Origin of the sequence: Sulfurimonas sp. NWX367 (assembly GCF_039667065.1) — a bacterium.
GTDB lineage: Bacteria > Campylobacterota > Campylobacteria > Campylobacterales > Sulfurimonadaceae > Sulfurimonas > Sulfurimonas hydrogeniphila.
In genome coordinates this window covers 42,147-63,982 of record NZ_JALCZM010000002.1, presented here as the reverse complement: position 1 = coordinate 63,982, position 21,836 = coordinate 42,147, and the positions used below count along the sequence as shown (strand labels likewise).

The 21,836-nt window shown below is 39.4% G+C and carries 23 protein-coding genes; 3 read left to right on the top strand and 20 right to left on the bottom strand.

Annotated elements, in window-relative coordinates:
• Nucleotides 1-2: 2 nt before the first annotated feature.
• The 4 genes from MNY28_RS04880 to MNY28_RS04865 form a co-directional block, all read right to left on the bottom strand.
• Nucleotides 3-1,742 carry a flagellar hook-basal body complex protein gene (locus tag MNY28_RS04880; RefSeq protein ID WP_346389079.1) on the bottom strand — a complete coding sequence of 580 codons (1,740 nt, stop codon included), beginning with the start codon at nucleotides 1,740-1,742 and terminating at the stop codon, nucleotides 3-5.
• 78 nt (nucleotides 1,743-1,820) lie between these two features.
• Nucleotides 1,821-3,092 (bottom strand): flagellar hook-basal body complex protein, encoded by a 1,272-nt coding sequence (locus tag MNY28_RS04875; RefSeq protein WP_346389078.1) that lies wholly within the window; start codon nucleotides 3,090-3,092, stop codon nucleotides 1,821-1,823.
• A 14-nt stretch (nucleotides 3,093-3,106) separates the two neighbouring features.
• A complete protein-coding gene (locus MNY28_RS04870) occupies nucleotides 3,107-3,763 on the bottom strand; it encodes a FlgD immunoglobulin-like domain containing protein (protein ID WP_346389077.1) in 657 nt (218 codons plus the stop codon).
• Between the two features lie 10 nt (nucleotides 3,764-3,773).
• On the bottom strand, nucleotides 3,774-5,252 hold the full coding sequence (locus MNY28_RS04865) for a flagellar hook-length control protein FliK (protein ID WP_346389076.1): 1,479 nt from the start codon (nucleotides 5,250-5,252) through the stop codon (nucleotides 3,774-3,776).
• A gap of 235 nt (nucleotides 5,253-5,487) precedes the next feature.
• Here MNY28_RS04865 and MNY28_RS04860 point away from each other — a divergent pair, with 235 nt between their 5' ends.
• Nucleotides 5,488-5,706, top strand: a complete 219-nt coding sequence (locus MNY28_RS04860; RefSeq protein ID WP_346389075.1) for a hypothetical protein — start codon at nucleotides 5,488-5,490, stop codon at nucleotides 5,704-5,706.
• Here the strand turns inward: MNY28_RS04860 and MNY28_RS04855 are convergent.
• From MNY28_RS04855 to MNY28_RS04800, 12 genes are all read right to left on the bottom strand, one after another.
• Complete coding sequence (locus MNY28_RS04855; protein ID WP_151901434.1) at nucleotides 5,703-6,122, bottom strand: hypothetical protein; 420 nt, start codon at nucleotides 6,120-6,122, stop codon at nucleotides 5,703-5,705. The two genes, MNY28_RS04860 and MNY28_RS04855, sit on opposite strands and share 4 nt — an antisense overlap.
• Before the next feature lie 50 nt (nucleotides 6,123-6,172).
• Nucleotides 6,173-7,843 carry a DNA primase gene (dnaG, locus tag MNY28_RS04850; protein WP_346389074.1) on the bottom strand — a complete coding sequence of 557 codons (1,671 nt, stop codon included), beginning with the start codon at nucleotides 7,841-7,843 and terminating at the stop codon, nucleotides 6,173-6,175.
• 7 nt (nucleotides 7,844-7,850) lie between these two features.
• The gene (locus tag MNY28_RS04845; RefSeq protein WP_346389073.1) at nucleotides 7,851-8,897 is read right to left on the bottom strand and encodes a HAMP domain-containing sensor histidine kinase; all 1,047 of its coding nucleotides are present in this window, start codon (nucleotides 8,895-8,897) and stop codon (nucleotides 7,851-7,853) included.
• Nucleotides 8,884-9,522 (bottom strand): response regulator transcription factor, encoded by a 639-nt coding sequence (locus MNY28_RS04840; protein ID WP_151901437.1) that lies wholly within the window; start codon nucleotides 9,520-9,522, stop codon nucleotides 8,884-8,886. The genes MNY28_RS04845 and MNY28_RS04840 overlap by 14 nt, the downstream gene beginning before the upstream one ends.
• A 9-nt stretch (nucleotides 9,523-9,531) precedes the next feature.
• Complete coding sequence (locus MNY28_RS04835; RefSeq protein WP_346389072.1) at nucleotides 9,532-10,347, bottom strand: DUF3187 domain-containing protein; 816 nt, start codon at nucleotides 10,345-10,347, stop codon at nucleotides 9,532-9,534.
• A 64-nt stretch (nucleotides 10,348-10,411) separates the two neighbouring features.
• Nucleotides 10,412-10,921, bottom strand: a complete 510-nt coding sequence (locus MNY28_RS04830; protein ID WP_346389071.1) for a hypothetical protein — start codon at nucleotides 10,919-10,921, stop codon at nucleotides 10,412-10,414.
• Between the two features lie 104 nt (nucleotides 10,922-11,025).
• Nucleotides 11,026-14,082: a CusA/CzcA family heavy metal efflux RND transporter gene (locus MNY28_RS04825; protein WP_346389070.1), complete on the bottom strand. Its 3,057-nt coding sequence runs from the start codon at nucleotides 14,080-14,082 to the stop codon at nucleotides 11,026-11,028.
• An 8-nt stretch (nucleotides 14,083-14,090) separates the two neighbouring features.
• Nucleotides 14,091-15,140 (bottom strand): efflux RND transporter periplasmic adaptor subunit, encoded by a 1,050-nt coding sequence (locus tag MNY28_RS04820; RefSeq protein WP_346389069.1) that lies wholly within the window; start codon nucleotides 15,138-15,140, stop codon nucleotides 14,091-14,093.
• Nucleotides 15,133-16,317, bottom strand: coding sequence for a TolC family protein (locus MNY28_RS04815; protein WP_346389068.1), 1,185 nt, complete (start codon nucleotides 16,315-16,317; stop codon nucleotides 15,133-15,135). The genes MNY28_RS04820 and MNY28_RS04815 overlap by 8 nt, the downstream gene beginning before the upstream one ends.
• 45 nt (nucleotides 16,318-16,362) lie before the next feature.
• Entirely contained in the window at nucleotides 16,363-16,674 is a 312-nt protein-coding gene (locus MNY28_RS04810; protein WP_151901443.1) for a hypothetical protein, read from the bottom strand.
• Nucleotides 16,675-16,688: 14 nt separating this feature from the next.
• The gene (locus MNY28_RS04805) at nucleotides 16,689-17,819 is read right to left on the bottom strand and encodes an SO_0444 family Cu/Zn efflux transporter (RefSeq protein ID WP_346389067.1); all 1,131 of its coding nucleotides are present in this window, start codon (nucleotides 17,817-17,819) and stop codon (nucleotides 16,689-16,691) included.
• Nucleotides 17,820-17,823: 4 nt separating this feature from the next.
• Entirely contained in the window at nucleotides 17,824-18,375 is a 552-nt protein-coding gene (locus MNY28_RS04800; protein WP_346389066.1) for a c-type cytochrome, read from the bottom strand.
• A gap of 72 nt (nucleotides 18,376-18,447) precedes the next feature.
• Between MNY28_RS04800 and MNY28_RS04795 the strand changes: the two genes are divergently transcribed.
• Both MNY28_RS04795 and rpsU read left to right on the top strand, forming a co-directional pair.
• Entirely contained in the window at nucleotides 18,448-18,750 is a 303-nt protein-coding gene (locus MNY28_RS04795; protein WP_346389065.1) for a metalloregulator ArsR/SmtB family transcription factor, read from the top strand.
• A gap of 81 nt (nucleotides 18,751-18,831) precedes the next feature.
• Entirely contained in the window at nucleotides 18,832-19,044 is a 213-nt protein-coding gene (rpsU, locus tag MNY28_RS04790; protein WP_151901446.1) for a 30S ribosomal protein S21, read from the top strand.
• Between the two features lie 42 nt (nucleotides 19,045-19,086).
• Here the strand turns inward: rpsU and dgt are convergent, their stop codons facing one another.
• The 4 genes from dgt to MNY28_RS04770 are packed head-to-tail and all read right to left on the bottom strand — an operon-like array spanning nucleotide 19,087 to nucleotide 21,795.
• Entirely contained in the window at nucleotides 19,087-20,157 is a 1,071-nt protein-coding gene (gene dgt / locus MNY28_RS04785; RefSeq protein ID WP_151901447.1) for a dGTP triphosphohydrolase, read from the bottom strand.
• 11 nt (nucleotides 20,158-20,168) lie between these two features.
• The gene (locus tag MNY28_RS04780; RefSeq protein WP_346389064.1) at nucleotides 20,169-20,699 is read right to left on the bottom strand and encodes a PhnA domain-containing protein; all 531 of its coding nucleotides are present in this window, start codon (nucleotides 20,697-20,699) and stop codon (nucleotides 20,169-20,171) included.
• 35 nt (nucleotides 20,700-20,734) lie between these two features.
• Nucleotides 20,735-20,953, bottom strand: a complete 219-nt coding sequence (locus tag MNY28_RS04775) for a hypothetical protein (protein WP_151901449.1) — start codon at nucleotides 20,951-20,953, stop codon at nucleotides 20,735-20,737.
• A gap of 8 nt (nucleotides 20,954-20,961) precedes the next feature.
• Complete coding sequence (locus tag MNY28_RS04770; RefSeq protein ID WP_346389063.1) at nucleotides 20,962-21,795, bottom strand: FAD-dependent thymidylate synthase; 834 nt, start codon at nucleotides 21,793-21,795, stop codon at nucleotides 20,962-20,964.
• Between the last annotated feature and the right edge of the window lie 41 nt (nucleotides 21,796-21,836).

Genomic DNA, 21,836 nt, shown 5'->3' with positions numbered 1-21,836 from the left:
GCTTACTGTTTTAAACCAATAAGTGTTTGCAGAAGCTGGTCAGACGTTGTAATTGTCTTTCCGTTTGCCTGGAAACCACGCTGAATGATAATAAGCTGTGTAAGCGCACGTGAAAGGTCAACATTTGAAGCTTCCAGCGCAGAACTTTGGATAAATCCGCGTCCGGCAGTCGCAGCAGTTCCTATGATAGGGTCTCCTGAGTTGGCTGTCTGGTTATACACATTTCCGCCCTCGGTTGCCAGACCTTCGTTATTTGTAAATTTCGCCATAGCAATTTGTGCCAAACCAAAAGAACGTCCGTTTGAAAATGAACCAATCAGAGTACCGCTTTGATCAATTCTGATTCCAATCAAATCCCCTCCTGTAAAACCGTCTTGGGAAATCCCGGAAGTAGCACTTTTACTGTCAAATGATGTCATCCCGTCAAAGTTGTTAGGCGTACCAAAAGAAAGATTAACAGTCTGATTTGGAGCAGAACCGTTGTTTCCGGTAAAGGAAACACTTGTCGGATCATAGGTACTCAGAGAGCCGTCTGTATTGAATGTTATCGAACCATTGACCTGGTTTGTAGGGGCTGCTGTACTGATTGTTGCAGGTTCAGGAACGGTAATCCTCATATCCCATTTACTTGCAGAAACCTTTCTAAATTCAGTTCGAAGCGTATGTTTAGTACCCAGTGAATCAAATATATCTATAGAACTTGAATGCGTAGCGGCATTAAAATCCTGAGAAAAAGCAACGGCTCCTGTAACATTTGGCAAACTGCCTTCTAGGGCACTCATTGTTGTCAAAAAGCGTGTATTTTCAGTCACCCCACCAGCTAACAGTGGTTCTACTATAATATTTAAAGCAGCACCACCGGCAGCTGAGTTGTCAATTTTTATTTTCCCCTGTTCATCTACAACAACTGTTGCAGTAGATGACACAAGATTCACATCTGCTTTTATCTTGTCTCTAAGGTCTTTTAATGTCTGAAAGTCTCCTGTACCGTCTGACTGATACTCATATGTCTGTACAGTTCCATTACCATAGTCAATTGTTATACCCTGTCCGTCCTGCAAAGAAAAAGCCTCTCCGTTACTGTTAAACATAGAACCGACATCACCGGAATTTACACCAGCGGTATTACCGTTATAATCGCTCACAACTCCGGCATCATCAATTTGATAAGCACGAGAGTAACTCTCAACCAAAGGTCCCGAATTGAGATTTGCTTTTAAAACAACTTCTGAAGTTGGACTTGCAGGAGTTGTCAATCCTGGCGGAATATTGATATTTTCAATCGGTGCAGTAGAATCCACTTTTCCGGTAACCGGATCACGCAGCCATCCCTGTGTTATAAAGCCGTTATTGTCAACAAAGTTTCCGCCTGCATCAAACTTAAAATCACCTGCACGTGTATATTTATATGTGTTCCCCCCATCAGGCGATATAATGAAAAACCCATCTCCCTGAATCGCGACATCCGTATTTTTATCGGAGTTTTGGATAGATCCCTGTGAAAAAATACGCGTCATGGAGCTGACCGTTGAACCAAGCCCCACCTGTACAGGATTTTTTCCGCCGAGCTGTCCCTGAGGAGCAGTAGCAATTGCCTTTGTTTGTGCCAAAAGATCTGAGAAATTTGCTCTGGAATATTTAAAGCCAATTGTATTGACATTGGCAATATTGTTTGATTCTACATCCATCGCAACCTGATGGGACTGCAGTCCGGATACCCCGGAGAAAAGTGATTTTAACATATTAAATCCTTTAAAAACTATCGCAAAAAGATAGTGTTAGTATGATTTTTAAAGCATAAAGTGTTCCAGTTTTATACTTTATGCATCCATATTGAGTGCTTTTTGCATCATTTGATCCGCTGTAGTAATTGATTTTGAGTTGGCATCATATGCCCGCTGCAGAATGATCAGTTCGGTAAGTCCGGCACTCATTGCAACATTGGAGCCTTCCAATCTAAAATTTGTAATTTCTGTTCCAATTATATTTTGCCCGTTGGTATCTTGAAAAAAAATTGGTTCACCACTGTTGGAACTTACTCCAAATCGAGTACCGGTAATCCTCTCCAAGCCCTGATCATTGACAAAATGGTATACGGCTATGCGTCCGACACTACTCTGTCTTCCATTTGTAAACGTTGCAATTACCTCACCGTTTTTATTGATTGCATATCCCTCAAGTTCTCCCCCTATTGTTCCATCGGCTACAGAAGAGCCAGGTACTACAGGTATGTCGATTGAAACAACCCCATCATATGCTGTACCAAGATCAATGGTGACAGGTGTGCCATTATTGTCTATAGTTGTTAATGTCGATGAGACAAGGGCGCCTGTTTCATCAAATGCAACTGTTCCGGTTTGCGTATCATAAATTATTTGCCCATCAAGTGATTGTGTTGTTGCTGTAACATCCCATTGTGTTCCCGGCGGGGTTTGCACTGCTGATTTGGTAAATTCTAAACGCAACTCATTACGATTATTTTGAGGGTCAATAACACTTGCACCCATTGTAACCACTTCTGAACCTTCTGCACCCACACCTACATTTCCTAAGAATTTCACTTGTGTTGTTGGTTCAGGAGGGTATGTGAGGGTTTTTGGAAAACGTAGTTTTTCCTGCTCATTTACACCACCTAACGGAACTTCACTAAGTGTTTGTGTAAGTATGTTGTCTTCACTGATATTATTTCCAATTGTTCCAAGAACATAGTATCCATCAGTAGTGACAAGATCACTGTTTGCATCAAAAGTAAAGTCTCCCGCTCTGGTATAGAGTGGTGCACCGCCTTGCTCAATTCCAAACCAGCCATCACCCAAAATAGCCAAATCTGTACTTCTGTCAGAAAGTGACAAAGTTCCCTGTGCCAGGGAGAGAGAAGTTGACTGCATCTGCACACCAGTACCTATACTGTTATTCAAGGCAAGATTATTTGATGCGCTGGCTAAGCTGTCTTCAAAAAGTGTTGAATATTCAGCATTATATGCACGAAATCCGACAGTAGAAATATTTGCAAGATTATCTGAAACAACATCAATACCACCAGAAGATGTTTTTAAGCCGGATATTCCCGTATAAAATGCTTGCGTCATCATAGCAAATCCTTCTTTTAGTAAACTTCTTTTATGTTGTCTAACGGCACATAATTTGAACCGACTTTGACAAGTGTATTTCCGTTGTCAAATCGTACAGACTCTATAGGATAAGCTCCCAAGCGTGTTTGTTGTGTGTCACCATTTGCATCTACATACTGTGCATTTACATGATAAATGGCACTCTCAGCCTGATTGCCCGAGGTGTCTGTACCATCCCATGTAAACTGATACACACCTGAAGGGTTTGTTCCTACATCCAAAGTCTGTACAGTATTTCCGTCTGCATCTGTAATAGAAACCGTACCCTGTTCGACTGCATTTGGAAAATAAACTTCAAAGGTTGTATCTGTCCCCTTGTCGTGAGCAATAGCATCACTGCCAAGGTCAGCAGTTTTTCCTATCGCTGCAATAGTCGAAAACTGTTGCGAACTTCCCAAAGAAGCTGTCAATTTTTCCAAGGCTGCATTTGTATTATCTGCCGACTCAAGACTGGCCAATTGGGAAGTCTGTGTCAATATTGTTTCTGTATCCGTCGGTTCCGTGGGATCCTGATATTGAAGCTGTACCAAAAGCAGCTTCATGAAATCATCTTTCCCGAGTGTTCCTTTTGGATTGTCAGACGATGTAGTTGCGGAGAGTGCCGAATTATTTGCTGTTGTATCTATTGTCATAATATGTCCTTTATGCGTAGTATGGAACTACAATTTCCAATGAGCTTAAAACTTCTTCATTGCTCTGCAGCGTTTCAAAATAGTTGTACTCGTCATCAGCCTTTTGCTGGTTTTGTCTCTGCTGTTCCTGCTGTCCGGCTTGAGAGTTTTCGCTTTGAGCATTACTGTTAAAATTTAAAGAAGCATTTTGTATTCCATTATTTTGTAACTGCACTTTTAAGTCCTGCGCATTCACAGCCAGAGTATTGATGGCAGTATTGTTTGAACTGATATTTATATGAAGATTTTTTCCGCGTTGTACTATCGTCAGATCAACCTCACCCAGTCTTTGTGGATTTAGCTGAACTTTGATACGTGTAAATGGCGACTTATACTCTTCAATTGCAGATTTTACATCATGAGAGAGATATTTAACCATCTGTTTTGCTTCATTGAGTTTTACCTCAAAACTGTCTGCCTTTGCAATATTCAATCCATCTGTCTTTGCCTGTACAGCGCCCTCTTCACTCTTGTCATTTTGCAAAAGAGACGCTAATGATTTTTCTGCCTCTCTTGAAGTATGTGGTGCTACCATTACCTTTGCTGTTGCCACTGAAAAATCTGCTGTAAGACCTGATTCATTCTTTGTGATTTTTTCTCCACGCAGAAGAAGCTTCAATGTGTCATCAGCTTTTTGTTTTGGAGTTTTGTCTATTGTCAGTGTATTTACTTTTGTATCTACAATTTGCTGTGTCGTAATTTCAGCAACGCTGCTCTGCGCTTTAAACAAGGGGGTCTGTTTCTGCTCTTGTTTAACCTGCTGTGTATTTTTAACAATCTCTTTTTTTACCAGTTCCAAACTTTCGTCTGCCACCCCTGTCTCTTGAACTTTTGCAACATCTGCTTTTGTTTTTTTTACTTTGACACGAACCGGTATCTCTTCATTTGAAACGTCTGCTTCTTCTTTTGCTTCTTGTTTTATCTGGGAAAAAGAAGTTTGTTCTGACTTTTGTACTGCTTCTTGTTTTATCTGCAAAGAAGGAGATTTCTGCTCTGCTATTGTTTTTGCATTCGTCTGTGCAAAGTCTTTCACCTCTTCCAATGTGATTTTTGAAAGTTCAATCCCTGTTTTCTTTGCAAGCTGTACAAGACCGTTCAGTGTTTTTGGCAAGGCATCAATCTCGGCTTTCTTGTACCCTTCACTCTGCACAATTTTGTTTTTCAGAAACTCTTTTGCCTCTTTTATCAAAACTTTAACATCCTCTTGTGACATTTTGGCTGTTATTTGCGAAGCAAGTTCGGAACTTTCTACTTCTGTGGCAGATCCAACAGAAACTTTTTCATCATTTAATGCAAGAATCAATGAACCGTTTTGCATAATTTTACTGTTTGATTCTTTTGTTCCTTTAAGCAAGGATGCAAAAGAGATCGTTGGCTCTTCCTCTTCCGGAAGTGCTGTATTTAAAGGAGATAAGGAAGAAATCTCTTTTTTTATATCTACTGAAATCACACTTTGCTCCTCTGCTTTTCAAAAGAATTTTAAAATACAAAGCATTTAGTGTTCCATTAAGTTAAGCAGATTTTTCGGAACGCGGACTTCAGTCCGGGCTGAGGGGGGCAAGACTATTGCAACAGCAGGCACTGCAGAAAAAAATTTAGTTTTTTTCCAAGTCACGCTTTAGCGTTAGAAAGTACCGGTTCCAAGAAAGCATTAATATTTTTAAAGAAGTGTCGATATTAAAAATATGAAAATTATATTTTTTATACTTTTGCCGTTATTGGTACTTGCAGAGACCATATATGCCACAAAAGTTTCCAAGTCAAATATTGAAGCGATGCACAACCCAAAAATAAAATGCAGATGGGTGTGCGATAAAAAAATATACAAAGAGCAAAAAATATCCGAAGCAATCTCTTTTTACAAAAACTCCAAATATTATAAATTTACAAAAAAAGACTTCTAATAGTCTCTTGTAATCCTGTCCAGACAGTGCAACTCTTTTTTAAAAAATCTACTGACACTGTTTTGCATATTTTCAAGAATATCTTTTGTTGTTTCACCGTCCACGGGATAGCTCAGTAAAAAAGAGTCCAGATACTTTGCAAAAAACTCATCAAACATCTTTTTGACAATCTCAGCTCCGTATTTGTCAGTGTAAGGAAGAACAAAAAAATAATCCGCGCCGTCATTTGCTATCGAATCTGATGAACGCAGTATTTCCGTTAAAGAAGCATCCACCACACTCTGCTCAATCCCCGAAAAATCGCAATAGAGCAGAGTAAAACTCTCAGCACGGTTTTCATCCAGTCTGTCCGATATACCGATGTTTAAATCCAGTAAATTTTTAAAATTGTCAAATGAGAAATGTACGCCTGCCATCTTGGGTTCCTTCTGTTTTCTTTAGTATAACAAAAAATCTTTAATCCGACTCAATCATTCGGTGTGACCAGTTCCCCTCTTTTGAGTTTTGCAATTTTCCCCCGGAATTTCCGGATATAAAAAGCTTTCTCTTCAAAACTGATATTTGAAGCAATATTGACCTTTTTCAACTCTCTTTCATAGTATCTTGTCAAAAAAGTAATCAGTTCCGCATTCAAAGCCTCTTCATCTTGAAGCGGTGTGATAGTCTCATCTACCCGAATAGCCATTATCTCGGGAGTATCTTGTTTTCCCTGCAGGACCAGTGAAAATTCATAAGAGTGAAACTGCAAAAAACTCGGGTCAATCACATCCAAAATCTGTTCAATATACTCAGGTTTGTCCAAAATAGTTTTAATCAAAGAGAGTTCCCACATATCTCTGTGCGCACTGTTTCTTTGCTGTGGCATGTTCTGCCTGTTTGTGTCTGTCTGGGTATTGAATCGCAAAAGCGAGGGAGAGACACCCAATCCGCCCAGACGTGAAGCAAGGTAGGTTTTATACTCCTCCTGCAGTATGGGAGAGAGTGTTTTTAGATAGGCAATGCCCTCTTGCATACAGGATTCTTTGGCTTTTGGGTCTTTGAGATTATACAGAGAAAGAATTTCATCAAGGACAAACTCTATAAAAGGTTTTGCTTTGCGAAACATACTGCTCAACTCTTCAACGCGCCCCTCTTTGACCATATCGGCAGGGTCAAGTCCTCCGTCAAACACCACAACACCGCCGTTAAAACCAGAAGCACTTAAAAGTTTTGAAGCCTTGAGTGCCGCTGCACGCCCTGCTTTATCTCCGTCATATGCCATGACAATACGAGGAGAACCTTTTCGAAGCAACGGCAGATGTTCATGTGTCAACGCCGTTCCCAGCGTTGCCACAGCATTGTCAAATCCGGCCTGATGCAGCATTATAACATCAAGATAACCCTCTGTGATAATGATTTCGCCTTTTTTATGCAGGCTTTGTTTTGCCAGATGATAGGCATACAAAAGACGTGATTTGTTAAAAAAGGCTGTCTCGGGAGAGTTGACATATTTTGCCTGATGTCCGGTTATGGTTCTACCGCCAAAGCCGACAATACTGCCGTTGGCGGAGAAAATCGGAAAGGTTATTCGCTCTATAAAACGGGCATAGGTATGGTTGCGTTCCTGATTGTAACCGACAACACCCATATCCACTGCTTCTTTGATACTGAACTGCTGTGAGCGGATAAAGTTCAGCGTTGCATTCGAATCAGGTGCATAGCCGATACCAAATTTTTCTATACTGTTTTCATAAATGCCCCGCTCTTGAAGATACGAAAAGGCTGTTTGGTTTTTCGTTAAAAGTGATTGATACCACTCATTGAGCTTCTCCATAACCTGTGAACGCGGTTTGTTATGTTTGTTATCGGTGTAAGCAAGTGTAAAGTTATAGGAATCCGCCAGTTTTTCCAAAGCTTCGGGATAGTTCAGCTTTTCATACTCCATCACAAACTTCACTGCATCCCCGCCGGCTCCACATCCAAAACAGTGAAAGATCTGTTTTTGCGGACTCACTACAAAAGAGGGGGATTTTTCCTCATGAAAAGGACAAGGTGCTTTAAAATTACCCCCTGCTTTTTTCAGTTCTATATAGCTGCCGACAACATCAACAATATCAAGTCTGGCTTTGAGGGCTTCTATGGAATCTTGGGAAATCATAAAGAAATTATACTATGATATTTTTAAGATTAAGCGTGAAAACTGTCCCCTTGCCGACTTCGCTTTGTACAGAAACAGCAATATCTAATTCTTCACACAGTTTTTTAACGATATGCAGTCCTATGCCTATACCTCTCTCCTGCTCTTTGTAAAATCTCTCAAAGACACGCTTGGGATTTTGTATGCCTTTGCCTGTATCTTCAATGCTTAAAATATTATCGCTAAATCGGATAAAAACCTTTCCCTCTTTTTGATTGTATTTGGCAGCGTTTGAGATCAGATTATCTATGATTCTCGTAAAAGAATCTTTGTTTACATGTAACACAACAGCCGGAATTTCTGTATGAAAGCTGATATCTCTGTAATTACTTTCTATAAGATTTATACGCTCTTTCAAAAATTCTTTTAACACAAGCTGCTCTTTTTGCGTTACATGTGAATGCAGATAAGCTCGCAAATTTGCCTGCAGATTCAAAATATTCTGCACAGCATTTTCTATTCTCTCAATTTTAGTATTTTCTCCCGTTTCACTTTTGAGCATGGAAACATTGAGGCGCAAGGTAGACAAAGGCGTATTAAAATCATGTAAAATATCTTTTATAAACTCCTCGGTTACATGTAACGCCTTTCTTAACGGAGAGAGTGCATACAGAGCAAAGAAAAAAGACAATATTGCGATGACAAATACAACAATAAAAAAATTCCATAAAAGTTCTTTTTGCAGAGTGCGTACCTCCTGCATATACTTCTCTTTTGGAAGATAAATTTTCAGGGCATTTTTTGTAGAATTCGGAATGGAAAAATAAGCACTTAATTCGCTTTCATTTTTATACAGTCTGTAGAGTTCATACTCTTTTTTGGGGACAAAATCGTATTGAAACTCTTTACACTGCAGAGAAAAACTGCAAAGTCTCATTTTTGAAAAAACAGTCTCATCAAGGCTTTGCAGCTCTTTTTGATAGTTGAGCAGAAAAAGAGCCCCTGCCAAGAGTGTCTGTGATAAGAAGAAGAGAAAAAAACTCTTCAGCAGGGACTCTTTTTCAACTTTTTTCAAGCATATATCCTATTGCGCGAATATTTTTTATATCCAGACCTGTGATATGTTTAAATTTATTGAGTGCAACCCGTAAAGCCGCATCTGATGGGCTGACAAGACAGTCCATCAGAACAGTTTTGTCCAAAACCTTGCCGATATTATGCATAAACAGATCACAAAGGCACTCTTGCACTTCTCCCAAAGAGACTATTTTGCCATCTTTATAAAGCTCTTTTTTTTCTGCTGAATATCTCAGATTTTTATAAACAATGTCTTTGTTTGTCTGAGACAATTTGGCATTGACACGGATAAGCAACTCTTCCGGGAAAAAAGGCTTTTTGAGATAATCATCCGCACCAATGGAAAACGCCTTGGATATAGAATTCAAATCTATTAAAGCACTGATAAAAACTGCCGGTGTAGTATCATCGGCATTTCGCAGGCTCTCCAAAAGTTCCAGTCCGTTCATATCCGGAACATTAATATCAAAAACATACAAATCATACCTGTTCTCATAAGAAGCGTCAATAGCATCATTTCCGTTGTGTACCGTATCGACACTGTATCCGGCCCCTTCCAAGAGCTCTGCCAAAGTCAGGGCGAGGGGTACATCATCTTCAAGTAAAAGTATATGTTTTTGCATCATCTTTCTTTAAAAATAATAGCCCAGTTTTACGGAAGCGGCTTGGTCACTTGCACTGTCACTCAGTCCGTACGCATAAGAGAAGGTAGTGAACCAGTGCATGTTGATACTGTAGTATCCGTACGCCGAAACTGTTCTGATTTTTTCAACACCTGCATAAATACTGTCTGAAGTATTATATGCCCCGCTTAGGTACAGTTTGTTTGTAACGTAATACCCTAAACCGCCACTAAATGCATTTGTGTTTTGATAGGCAACCGTTCCTGCTATATCATCATCATTAATCATCGTGTAAATATAACCACCGAATATATTGACTTTTCCTAAAGCATAACTTGCATTCAGTGAAGCTGTATAGTCAGTGTTGTTGTTATTTAACGCTGTATCATATGTAGGCAGAAGAACGCCCGCCCCTACACGAAAAGAGAAAGATTTCAGTGGTTTAAACTGATACGATGCTCCTAAAAATGAGTCATTTAAACCATTTTCACTATAGCCGTCTCCATTGGTAGTATAATAGGATGTAGACGCCTGAAGTGAAAAGTTTTTATAGTAATAGTCAATTTGAAGGGAACTGGAATAGGTATCTGTCTGATTTAAAGAGGCATAATTGGATCCGGCATAATTTGCACCGATTATAATATCAAAATGATGGGAGGAGACAAGACTTTTTTTAGTGCACCCGTTTATATCAACCAAATCGGTCAAAGGGGTATTGGGACATTTGTCTCTACTGTCATCCACACCGTCCATATCTGAATCAGAGTAGGCAAAAAGGCTGGCAGAGAACATGCCCAGCATCATTAAAATAAACATTTTTTTCATAGGTATCTCCTTTATAAACCAATCACCTCGTTAAGCTCTGGAGATGATTGATTGTTTAATTTTTCTATCTGCGGTGTATCATGTCAATATTCATATTTTGTTCGACTGCTCCGCCACTTCTTTCAACAGTTTGCATATACTGACTGCCAGCCTGCTGCTGTGTCATATTCTGTACCTGGTTCATATGCTCATTTGTCTGCATCTGCATCTCCTGTACATGGTCCTGAGCTCTTGTCTGCGTCATATCACCAAGGTTATGCTCTTCATCAGGCATCATATCTCTTGCCATTGCTGCAGTACCTGTACCAAGTTCGTGTCCGGCACCTGCTTCTGTCTGCATTTTACTCTGCATCTCTTGTATTGCAGCCATTCGCTCTTCCTGATTCATCTGCATAAGTCTTTGTTTAAACTCATTCATCAACTGCACTCTTTCTTGTTCAGGTGCGCTTTGAATGGCTTCTATCTGTGCATCAACGCTCACTGTTGCTGTATCTGTCGCAGCACTCTCATCTGCCGAAGCTATGCTTAAAAGACCAAGCAAAGCAACTGATAATGTAATGTTAACTAATTTCATCTGAAATCCTTTGTGTTTAATTTTCAAACCCGGGAATTCTTTGATTCCCTTGTTTTGATGTTGGTATTATCACACAACATAGTTAGCAAAGTGTTAGCACTTCACTAATTTTTCTTTTTATCATAAAAAAGCAGATATGTTGATGGCAATATCAGTAAAGTAAGCAGTGTCGAGCTTATAATCCCTCCTGTTATAACCACCGCCAAAGGGTACTGTATCTCACTCCCTACACCTGTCGCATAAAGAAGCGGCAGAATTCCGAAAAGTGTTGTAAAAGCTGTCATCAGTACCGGTCGCAGACGCAGCAGTGTTGCATCTTTTAAAAGTATCTTCAAATCCACATCAGGATATTTGGTTCGCAGTTCATCTATAAAACTCACCAATACAATCCCGTTGAGTATCGCGATGGCAAAAATAGCCAAAAAGCCCACTATCGCCGAAACAGACAAATATATACCGCCGACAAGCAGAGCAATGATACCGCCGATAAACCCAAAAGGAACATTCAGCAAAATAATCATCGACTTTTTCAGAGAATTAAATGCCGTATAAAGCAGTAAAATAACCAAAAGAAGTGTTACGGGAATAATAATAATCAGCTTTTGTGTCGCTTCTTTCATATTTTTAAAGTCACCCGCCCAGCCTATATAGTATCCTGCGGGCATTTTCACTTTTTCTTTTATCAACGCATCCGCTTCTTTTACAAAAGAGGCGGTATCTCGTCCTTCTACATCCATTGAGACGACCATATAACGGCTCAGGTTCTCTCTTTTGATAAAAGAGGCGCCTTGGACTATTTCAATGGCACAGACATCTTTGAGCCTGACAATATTTCCGTTTTGTGAACGGAGTGTTACATTTTTTATAGATGCAATATCTTCTTTTGCGCCTTTTATCTTGGCAACAATGGCAAATCTTTTAATCCCCTCTATTTTCTGGGTGACACCCTCTTCTCCTATACCGTTACGAATAACCTGCATCACATCTTCTACACTTATACCGTACCGTGCAAGAGCGAGATAGTCCGGAGTTATTTTAATCTGTGCCTGACCAAGCTGTGATTCTACTTCCATTCGCTCCAGTCCGTCCACGCCTTTAATGGTGTTTTGAATATCTTTGGCAATTCTGTCAAGCTCTTTTTGATTCTCTCCGTAAATTTTAATAGCCAGTTCTGCTTTTACGCCTTCAAGTAATTCTTCTATACGCATTGCAATAGGCTGCGTAGGAATAAACTGTACAAAAGCAAAATGATGTTCCAAATCTTCACTCATCTTTTTCGTCAAAGCAGGCAAATTTTCAATATTGGGTTTGAGCGTCAAAAGCACTTCCATGTAGTTTGCCTGCGCCGTTTCTCCTTTTTCGCTTCGTCCTATCATTGTCAGCACAGACTCTACATCTTTAGGGTAATGTTTTCGTATATACTTTTCTATATCTTCAGAAACTTCTATGGACTGGGTAAGCGCTGTTCCCGGAATTGCAATAACCCTGTACATAATAGACTCTTCATTGAGTGTTGGCAAAAATTCCCGTCCCTGCTGAGAAAGCATATAGGCAAGAACAATAAACACAACAGTGACAATTGCCAAAATCTTTTTTGCATTTTCCAGTGCAAACAGCAGTACAGGCGTATAGACTTTTTTAATAGCTCTCATCACGATATTTTCAGGAGAGTTTGTCGGTTTTAAAAGCATCAAAATAAGTACCGGAACCAGTACAAGTGCTACAAGCAGCGAGCCGAGCATGACAAACACAATATTGAGTGCCATCGGCGTATAGAGTTTTCCGGCTAAACCGTCAAGTGAGAGCAGAGGAATAAAGACCGCCGCAATGATTAAAACAGCAAAAGTCACAGGGGTTGCCACCTCTTTTGCCGCCTCGGTGACTACTTGCAATTTGGGCTCATAAGGATTGTCATGCAGTTTTCTAAAACTGTTCTCTACAATTACAATGGTTCCGTCAACTATCATACCTACCGCAATTGCCAGACCGCTCAAACTCATAAGATTGGCTGAAAGATTGTAATAATCCATCAGCAAAAACGCACTCAATAAAGACAGGGGCAAAGAGAGGATAACAATAAAAGCGCTGCGCAGTTCAAACAGAAATAAAAACAGTACAATGGCAACCAAAACTACACCGCTTAAAAGTGCCGAGGTCATTGTATTTACCGCTTTGTGTGTAATGTCTGTTCTGTCATACAGAGTAGTAATTTTCACACCCTCCGGCAGAGCACTGTTGACTGTCTTGATCTTTTCTTTTAAACGTTCGACGACCTTTGCCGCATTGGTAGCTGTCCGTTGCAGCACCATTCCCATAACAGCTTCATTCCCGTCTATCGTCACGGCTCCAAATCTTGGGCTCACACCAGGCATTACACTGGCAACATCACCAATGGTAATAGCCTGCCCCTGACTGGGTTTTATGACACTGTTTCTTATATCATCAAGCGTTTTATACAAACCTGCTCCGCGAATCAGATACTGTTCCCGGTTAAACTCCAAATACTGCCCGCCTGCTGCCTGATTTGATTTTTGCAGTGCCTCAATGATATCGCCATAGGTAATCCCAAAGTCCTGCAGTTTTTTTGTATCTATCAAAACATTATACTGTTTCTCATAACCGCCCCAGCCGATGACCTCTTCGACACCGCTGACACTTTTAAAAAGAGGGGTAACAATGTACTTTTGCATCTCTTTGAGTTCCTGCAGGGAGTATTTTCCTGTTGTATCTTCTACCTGATACCAGAAAACCTGTCCCAAACCGGTTGTATTTGGTCCCAAAACAGGTTTTCCCCAGCCTTTTGGAATATCCACACTTGCAAGTCGTTCTGAAACGAGTTGGCGTAAAAAATATATGTCCATATCGTCTTCAAAAAAGACAGAAACATAAGAGAGTCCAAAAATGGAGTTTGACATAATAAGTTTCACCCCTGCCATCCCCGAGACAACTGATTCTATAGGGTAGGTGATGAGCTTTTCTATGTCTTCGGCAGAATTTCCCGGACTCTCTGTATAAATGACAACCTGTTTCGGCGTAATATCAGGAAAGGCATCAATGGGAATATCCCGGTATGCCCTGTAACCAAAAGCAATAATTCCGAGAAAAAAGACAAGCACTAAAATTTTGTATTTGAGCGAAAGCTCTATAAGTTTATCTAACATACCAGCCCCTAATCCCCATCGCCAAGAGATGATTTGAGCAATGCCGATTTCACATAATAACTCTCACCGCTCACATAGGTTTCTCCCAACTCCAAACCTTTTACTCCGACATATTCATCATCTTCTGCAACTATTGCCACAACCTGCGGCACATATTCCGGAGACTCTTCCTTGCTGGGAACAAAAACCACCCATTCGTTGTTAAAAAAAGAAAGTGCCGATTTTTTCACAGCAACATAGCTTTTTGCATCAGCAAAATATATTGTTGCCTTTACATAGACATCAATAAAAAGATCATCCACTTTTTGATCCACACTTGAAAGAACCACGACTCTTTGTGTTGTTTCATCCACCTTGGGCATTATTTGCGTGGCATGTGTAATAATCTCTTCTCCTGCATAGTCAACCACTACTGTATCCCCAATACGCGCTTTTGTCGCATATTCAAGAGGCAGATAGGTTTTCACATAATAGGCTTGATTCTTTACTATTGAAACAATCGGTTCATTTGGTGATACAGAAGAGTGCAATGGTTTTAAAAGAGCTGAAACACGTCCGCAGCTGTGTGCATATAAAATAAAGTCAGCGGTTGCTTTTTTGAGATTTTTCACATCTATATTCAATGTTTCAAGTTGCGACTGCAAGGCTGTAAGATTGGCCGCAATTTCACTTGTCTTAATCGCTTCAGAGTTAAGACTCTGCATTGACGTCATTCCCTTTTTGTAAAGTTTTTCAACAGCTTCATAATTTTTTTGTGCTGACTTATACTGTTTCTTCAGTGCAATATAATCTGCGCTCATTTTTGAAACTTTAATAGACTTGATAAGAGCAATTTTATCCCCTTCACTTACATCCTGTGCGGGTTTGACAAAATATTTTTCCAAATGCCCGCCCACTAACGAGGTGATAGACTGCTGCGCGTTTGAAAGCTGTATGATCTTGGCATTGAGTGCTACCGATTTTTTAAAACTGTGCATTTGTGTCTTTGCCAGTGGAACTTCAGCAGCCAGTACAACAGCCCCGATTCCCAGCAACAGTGATAGTAATAACTTATTCATTATATTCTCCTACTTCATAGTTATACAGAACTATATTTCTGTTTATTTTATTTTCAAGTATTATCTTTTTTTCTTTTGTCTGTATCATTTGGTTCTTGATATTTTGCAGTTCCAAAAGGTTGATGTTTGCTATTTTGTAACCGTCTTCATACATTTTTAACAGCTCTTTTTGCGCATTGTAAAGATCCTGTGTAGAGCCTACAACAGCACGTAGAATATTTAACTCTTTTTTTAACCGCTCGATATTGCGCGAAAGCGCTGTTTTTTGATTCTGCAGCAGAAATTCACTCTGTTTTGCCTGTAATACGGCGATACGCTGCTCTTCTTTTTTTGTGTTAAACAGAGCAAGAGGAATATTCATACCGACTCTGGCAATGCTTTGGTCCGGTTCAGCTTCGTAGGCTGCATAAACGTTCATCCACTGAATTTTGTTTGCATTGAGTCTTGCTTTTGCGTTTGCGGTATTTTGCTGTGTTTTGAGGTAGTACAGCTCTGCCGAACTGTTTTGTATCTCTTCTTTTTGCATTTTGTCTGAAAGCCTAAACACATAGTTGTCATCGAGTTCTTTCTCGTTTTGCAGACCCGCAAATGCCAACAGTTTATAATAACTTGCAAGCCGCATTGCTTTTTTCTCATTCAGCAGGTTTTTACTGCTTGTCAAATCCACTTTTGCCCGAAGATATTTCACTTTTGCGATTGTTCCCGCTTCATATCGCTCTCTTGAAATATTTGCAATATTTTTAGAAATTAAAAACTCCTCCCGGGCCAATCGGAGCAATGCAGACTCGGTCATATACTCAACATAAAGCAAAGAGAGCACTTTCACAAATTCTGCATGCTGAAGAGTCACCAGTCCTTTTGCCTCTTCTCTTGTTGCTGCTGCCAAATTTGTTCTGTCTTTGCCGACACCCCACAAACGGACAGGCTGCATCAGGGCAACCCTGTAGCCTGCTTCACTCTTTCCAAGATCAGGAGTAAACTTTGATGCCTCAAGGGAGAGTTTCGGGTTTTTATATCTCTGTATCACGTTTGACTGCTCATCCGCACGCTCTATCTCCAAAGCATTCGCTTTAAGATAGGGAGATGCCTGCAAAGCCTCATATAAAAATGTATCAAAATCCTGTGCGGACAGAACTGCACAAAATCCAAATACTGCAAATATGCTTTTTTTAAACATAGTTATCCTTTTGTTTGTTATTAATTTATAAATATTAGATTAGAACTATGCGCTGATAGGAGGTTTTAGAAAGTTATCGTATGAGTTAAACTCATATATCTTGATATTTGAATAGGGTTTTTGAGAAAAATTTTCACGTGCAAAAGGGATATTTATTTCAGGAAGAATAAAAGCAATGTGAAAACAGTGGTGCAACTGACAAATGCAGTTATCCGCTGTCTCACTGTTATTGCTGAATTCATGGACATACTCACTCACCTGACACGGGTCTGTCTCAAGAACCTCTATTGCGTACGCATGGAGTATGTTAAAACTCATTGACAACAATAAAACAAATGTGAGCAGTCTCTTTTTCATAATCGTATTATACCCTAAGCACTGCAACAACTGCCGTCATTACACTCTTTATTCTTGAAAAAATATGGTTTTATTACATAGTACAGCACAAATCCCCAAAGAACAAGGCTTGCAATCCAGGCGATAAAACCGGCATCCTCATCCATATGCACAAGTTCTTTGACATTCACATCGCGAAAAAGATAGTCAAGTCCCAGTCCGAAAAGAAGGGAGCCGGCTATGATGGTCCCAAGATAGATATAAAGCGTTCTTGTTCCCAACATCTTTTTTACAACGCCTATTGTTACAGTATTTGTCGCAGGACCTGCACTTAAAAAAACAAAAGCCGCTCCGGGACTCACACCAGCCAGCATCAGACCTGCGGCAATCGGCAAAGAAGCGGTTGCACATACATACATAGGCACGGCAATGGCTATCACTATGATATACGAGAGCCAGTTGTATTTTATAAGTATTTCACTCAGATTGTCAGGAACCGCCACAGTTATTAAAGCACCCAGAAGAAGACCTACGAGCAATGGTGACGCAATGTCTTTTAAAAGTGTTCCAAAAGCATAGGTGAAGGCATTTTTAACAATATTGTTTTTTTTCTCGCCACTGCTTGCCTGCGTGCTGCAACAGCTTGCATCATCAGATGTTTTTACTGCCGAGAAAGTCATTACCGAGGGCTGGTTTGTCGGAGCCTTCATACTAAATACTGCGGCAGGTTTTTGCTCTTTTTTGTTCTCCTTTTCAGGGTAAAAATTGGATAAAATTCCGGCAATAACAGAAATAATCATCGAAGTCACAACCCTGTAAATAGTAAAAGCCCAGCCAAACATTCCATAGGTCGCAAGTATGGAATCAACTCCTGTAATCGGTGTAGAGATCAAAAAAGAGAGTGTGGCACCGTTACTTGCACCGCTTTTTTTGATACCCGTTGCCAAAGGAATTACCCCGCAAGAACATACAGGAAGAGGAATACCGAAAACTGTCGCTTTGATTACCGACATAACAGAATCTTTTCCAAGATGGTTTTTTACAATACTCTCAGGAACAAGTTCGTGCAAAAACCCGGCAAAAACAAGTCCGAACAAAATATAAGGGGCCATGGCGTTGCTTAAATCAACCAGGGCAGAGAAAAAAAGCATAACAGTTTCCATCATAAACCTAATGTGTTTGGATTTTTACGGCACCGCATTTTCCTGCGCCGCATTTCATATTTTTGTTTTTCATTTCACACATTTTACCGCCCATAGATTTGCCCCATGACTCTTTAAAATTATCATACAGCCAGGAAGCAACAGCCGCTCTCTCTTCTTTGCTTAGCGTTTTTCCTATCGGAGGCATTGTGCCAAAACGTTTATATGCCATCGGCATACAGAAACCTTTCTTTTTTGAAGGGTTTTGTATATAATCTGCTACAAAAGCAATAAAATCTTCACGGGTTTTGAGCATCATTTTCAAACGTTTTGATACCATAGGCATCGGCGGCGCTTTCATTTTGCTTTTTTGCATTTTACGCATCATTTTTTCACGCATTGCCATTTTTTCTTCCTGTGTGGCATTTTGCATTTTCTGACGCATTGCCTGCATCTGTGTCTGATCCATCATCCCTTTCATAGCATGACATGAGGCACATTTTGCTTTGTATATATCTTCTCCCGAATTTGCTCCAAGAGAAACAAATCCTAAAATTAAAACTAATAATAATTTTTTCATAACTAAAATTCCTTTTTATGATATAATTCATATAACGATATTGTTATATAATAAAACTTCGAAAGAGATTAGATGGAAAAATTAGTTCAGCTTGCAAAAATACTGTCAGACAGTAACAGAATAAAAATAATAGCACTGCTTTACAGAGAAAAAGCGCTCTGTGTATGTGAAATCTGTGACACCTTAGAGCTCTCACAGCCATTGGTTTCACGCCATCTGAAACAGATGCGCGAAGCCCAACTTGTACAAACAAAACAAAGCGGAAAGTGGATCATTTATTCTCTTGGCAAAAATAAAATTCTGTACTGCTTTTTAGACACAATACAGGAAGACATAGCAACTTTACCAAAAATTATTTCATGTACCACACGATAAAAAAACAATATCAACTTTGAAAGAAAAATTTATTATGCTATACTTCCATTTCAAATTTAAACAGAAAGTGGGTGATGTGATATGCCTGGTATTGTACTACGTCCGGATGACAACTTTGATGCTGCTTACAGACGTTTCAAAAAACAAGTTGACCGTAACTTAATCGTTACAGAAGCTCGTGCTCGCCGTTTCCATGAAACAGAGACTGAAAAACGTAAAAAGTTCAAAATTGCTTCTCGTAAGAAAATGCTTAAACGTCTTTATATGATGAGACGTTACGAATCACGCCTGTAAACGCTTCTCCTTTGGGAGAACGTTTCTTCTTCTCTTAATCCTTTAATTTATTTTTCCATACATTTCATTATGAAAATTAAGTGCATACCTGTCACTCATGCTTGCAATATAATCTGCAATAACCCTGTGTTTGCTTCTTATATCCAATTGCTTATAATAAAACTGCGGAAGCATTTTCTCTTCTTCCATCAGACCTTTATAGAGTCCTTTGACTGCCTGTTTCCCGGCATACATTTTTCGAACTATATTTTTATGCTGATACATCTTGACAAAAAGAAGTTTCTTCAGTTTTTTTATTTTTGTTTCAAGCTCTTTTTCAAAACCTATAGGCGTTTCTTCACAATGCGCAACTTTTTGCTTTGAGTATTCAAGGAGAGAATAGACCAGATGGTTTATAAGATGTGAACTGAATCTGTAGCGGAACATTTCATCATTCTCTTCTCCTACACCTTCCAAAGCAACCTTTTCAAGAATTTCACAGGCAAGTTCACTCTCTTTGAGATCCTCAAAAGTAAGCAGTCCGGAGTTCACCCCGTCATCTATGTCATGGCTCATATACGCAATTTCATCGGCACGGTCTACAACCATAGCCTCATAGGTAGGATGTTTGTTTAAATCAAACTGTTTGTCTATTATCTCTGGAAGAAAGGGCTTTTTATAGGGATAAGAGTGCTTCAAAATTCCTTCAAGTGTTGCAAAAGTAAGATTGAGTCCGTCAAAATTTTTATACCGTTTTTCAAGTTTGGTCACAACCCGAAATGATTGAAAATTATGCTCAAATCCGTTAGAAAATCCGTCAGCCTTCAAGCACTCATCCAGAGTATCTCCCCCTACATGTCCAAAAGGCGTATGTCCGAGATCATGTGCAAGAGCAATTGATTCAGAGAGTGATTCATTAAGTTCAAGCTGTGATGCTATGGAACGTGCAATCTGAGATACTTCTATAGAGTGTGTTAAACGTGTGCGAAAAAAATCACCCTCGTGGTTTAGAAAAACCTGTGTTTTATACTCAAGTTTTCTAAATGACCCAGAGTGAATGATTCTGTCTCTGTCACGGGCATAAGGATTGCGAAAATCTTTTTCTATTTTATAAAATCGTTCATAAGGTTTCAATATTGTTCTTCTTAGGCTTTTTTAATAAATTCGGTTTTTAGATAGATTTTTGTTCCGTTGACCCGACCTTCAACATGGTCATCCATATCATGCGGCAATGCAATTCTTGTCACAGTTGTTCCGCGTTTTGCAGTAAATCCCGCACCCTTGACATCTAAATCTTTTAATATAACGATGGAGTCACCGGCCTTGAGTTCAACGCCGTTTGCATCTCGAAAAACTACCTTGTTTGCTTCTGCATTGATAGCCGCATCTGCAAGTTTTTTCTCTTCTTCTTCAAGATACATCATATCTGTCATATCCCCGCGACCAAGCCTGTTCCATAATATATACGAAAGTACTTTTACAGCCGGCACTTCACTCCACATAGCATCATTGAGACAGTTAAAATGTGTTTCATCAAGCTCATCATTTTCTATCTGCTCTTTACATGTAACACAAACATAAACGCTTTGTTCTTCACTGCCATCACTTACAGGCAGTTCTAAAAGAGTCACATCTTCACTGCTGGCACATAATTCACATACTTCATTTCTTGGCATATTTTATTCCTTCATTGTTTTTTTTTGGAATTATACTACTTTTCTTTATGAAACTCTAAATCTGAATCAGATACTTTTTTCTCATTCACAACTTTGTTAAATGCTTTATCTGCCTCTTTTTCACTATAGTCTCGGCACTCTTGCGGAATTGTGGCAGTGGGATCACCTTGAATTTTGTCACACATGGCCGCTGTTATAGTAATATTGGAACATCCTGTCAAAAAAAGTATTGTAAGCATTGAAATCTTAATCATAAAAAATCCTATTTTTTCTTGATAATCAAATCAAGATATTTTTTTGGAGTGACTTTCATCATCTCCTGAGCCAGCCAGCGTATTTGAAAATAGGCAGCACCGCTGTCGCGTAATGTAAGATAGTTTTTCAAACTTCTGAGATTAAATGTCACTACCATGTCAACTTTGACATTGTCTGTAATGATGTGTTTAAAAGCATCGCCTACATTTCTCTTCTTTTTTCCGGTCTGCAGAGCATCATAAAGTTTTTGGGGCTTGCCTTGAAATTCTTTCAAAAGAGGAAGAGAACTTTTTGCAACAGCAAGTTCATAAAAATTGTCTACTTTTTTTGACTGAAAATCAAGCTTATCATACATTGCGCTGATTTCAAGTCTGTTATAGGCTTCATCGGCAGTGACAAACATATCAAAACCCAAAACCTTTTCTATAAAAAATTCTTTCTCTCCTGAGTGTTTTGCAGCAACAAAAGCATTGATAAGCGAGCTCATTGTATATCGTGTACTTCTTACACTGATTGCCTGTATGCGGTGTCTTGCATGTTCTTGTAAAACACCCCGACTCGTTCCCCGAATAAGATAACTCAAATTGGCATGTTCCAAAATAGAGTGGTGAAAATAGGTCCATGCCAAATCATCAAGCAGCTGTGACTCTTCTATATTGTTCAAAGATTCACACATTTTCGTATCAGGAAGCACCTTTTCAATTTCTTGAACAATCTCATTTTCACTGTTGCCAAAACTGTCATAACATGTGCGTGCAGCTGTTTCTGCTACGCCAATACCGGTATCTTGCAGCAAAACAACTTCTGGCTTCGTATACTTTATGCCATACATCTCTTCCATGATTATGCCCTCAATTAAATTACTACTATTCTACTATAAAA

Excerpts from the sequence above, each read along its gene's own strand:
- MNY28_RS04810 (WP_151901443.1), bottom strand. The coding sequence starts at position 16,674 with ATGAAAAAGAGACTGCTCACATTTGTTTTATTGTTGTCAATGAGTTTT.
- MNY28_RS04875 (WP_346389078.1), bottom strand. The coding sequence starts at position 3,092 with ATGATGACGCAAGCATTTTATACGGGAATATCCGGCTTAAAAACATCT.
- MNY28_RS04880 (WP_346389079.1), bottom strand. The coding sequence starts at position 1,742 with ATGTTAAAATCACTTTTCTCCGGGGTATCCGGACTGCAGTCCCATCAG.
- MNY28_RS04780 (WP_346389064.1), bottom strand. The coding sequence starts at position 20,699 with ATGCCAAGAAATGAAGTATGTGAATTATGTGCCAGCAGTGAAGATGTG.
- MNY28_RS04770 (WP_346389063.1), bottom strand. The coding sequence starts at position 21,795 with ATGGAAGAGATGTATGGCATAAAGTATACGAAGCCAGAAGTTGTTTTG.
- MNY28_RS04830 (WP_346389071.1), bottom strand. The coding sequence starts at position 10,921 with ATGAAATTAGTTAACATTACATTATCAGTTGCTTTGCTTGGTCTTTTA.
- MNY28_RS04820 (WP_346389069.1), bottom strand. The coding sequence starts at position 15,140 with ATGAATAAGTTATTACTATCACTGTTGCTGGGAATCGGGGCTGTTGTA.
- MNY28_RS04775 (WP_151901449.1), bottom strand. The coding sequence starts at position 20,953 with ATGATTAAGATTTCAATGCTTACAATACTTTTTTTGACAGGATGTTCC.
- MNY28_RS04835 (WP_346389072.1), bottom strand. The coding sequence starts at position 10,347 with ATGAAAAAAATGTTTATTTTAATGATGCTGGGCATGTTCTCTGCCAGC.
- MNY28_RS04860 (WP_346389075.1), top strand. The coding sequence starts at position 5,488 with ATGAAAATTATATTTTTTATACTTTTGCCGTTATTGGTACTTGCAGAG.
- MNY28_RS04815 (WP_346389068.1), bottom strand. The coding sequence starts at position 16,317 with ATGTTTAAAAAAAGCATATTTGCAGTATTTGGATTTTGTGCAGTTCTG.
- MNY28_RS04805 (WP_346389067.1), bottom strand. The coding sequence starts at position 17,819 with ATGATGGAAACTGTTATGCTTTTTTTCTCTGCCCTGGTTGATTTAAGC.
- MNY28_RS04840 (WP_151901437.1), bottom strand. The coding sequence starts at position 9,522 with ATGCAAAAACATATACTTTTACTTGAAGATGATGTACCCCTCGCCCTG.
- MNY28_RS04795 (WP_346389065.1), top strand. The coding sequence starts at position 18,448 with ATGGAAAAATTAGTTCAGCTTGCAAAAATACTGTCAGACAGTAACAGA.
- MNY28_RS04870 (WP_346389077.1), bottom strand. The coding sequence starts at position 3,763 with ATGACAATAGATACAACAGCAAATAATTCGGCACTCTCCGCAACTACA.
- MNY28_RS04855 (WP_151901434.1), bottom strand. The coding sequence starts at position 6,122 with ATGGCAGGCGTACATTTCTCATTTGACAATTTTAAAAATTTACTGGAT.
- MNY28_RS04825 (WP_346389070.1), bottom strand. The coding sequence starts at position 14,082 with ATGTTAGATAAACTTATAGAGCTTTCGCTCAAATACAAAATTTTAGTG.
- MNY28_RS04800 (WP_346389066.1), bottom strand. The coding sequence starts at position 18,375 with ATGAAAAAATTATTATTAGTTTTAATTTTAGGATTTGTTTCTCTTGGA.
- dnaG (WP_346389074.1), bottom strand. The coding sequence starts at position 7,843 with ATGATTTCCCAAGATTCCATAGAAGCCCTCAAAGCCAGACTTGATATT.
- rpsU (WP_151901446.1), top strand. The coding sequence starts at position 18,832 with ATGCCTGGTATTGTACTACGTCCGGATGACAACTTTGATGCTGCTTAC.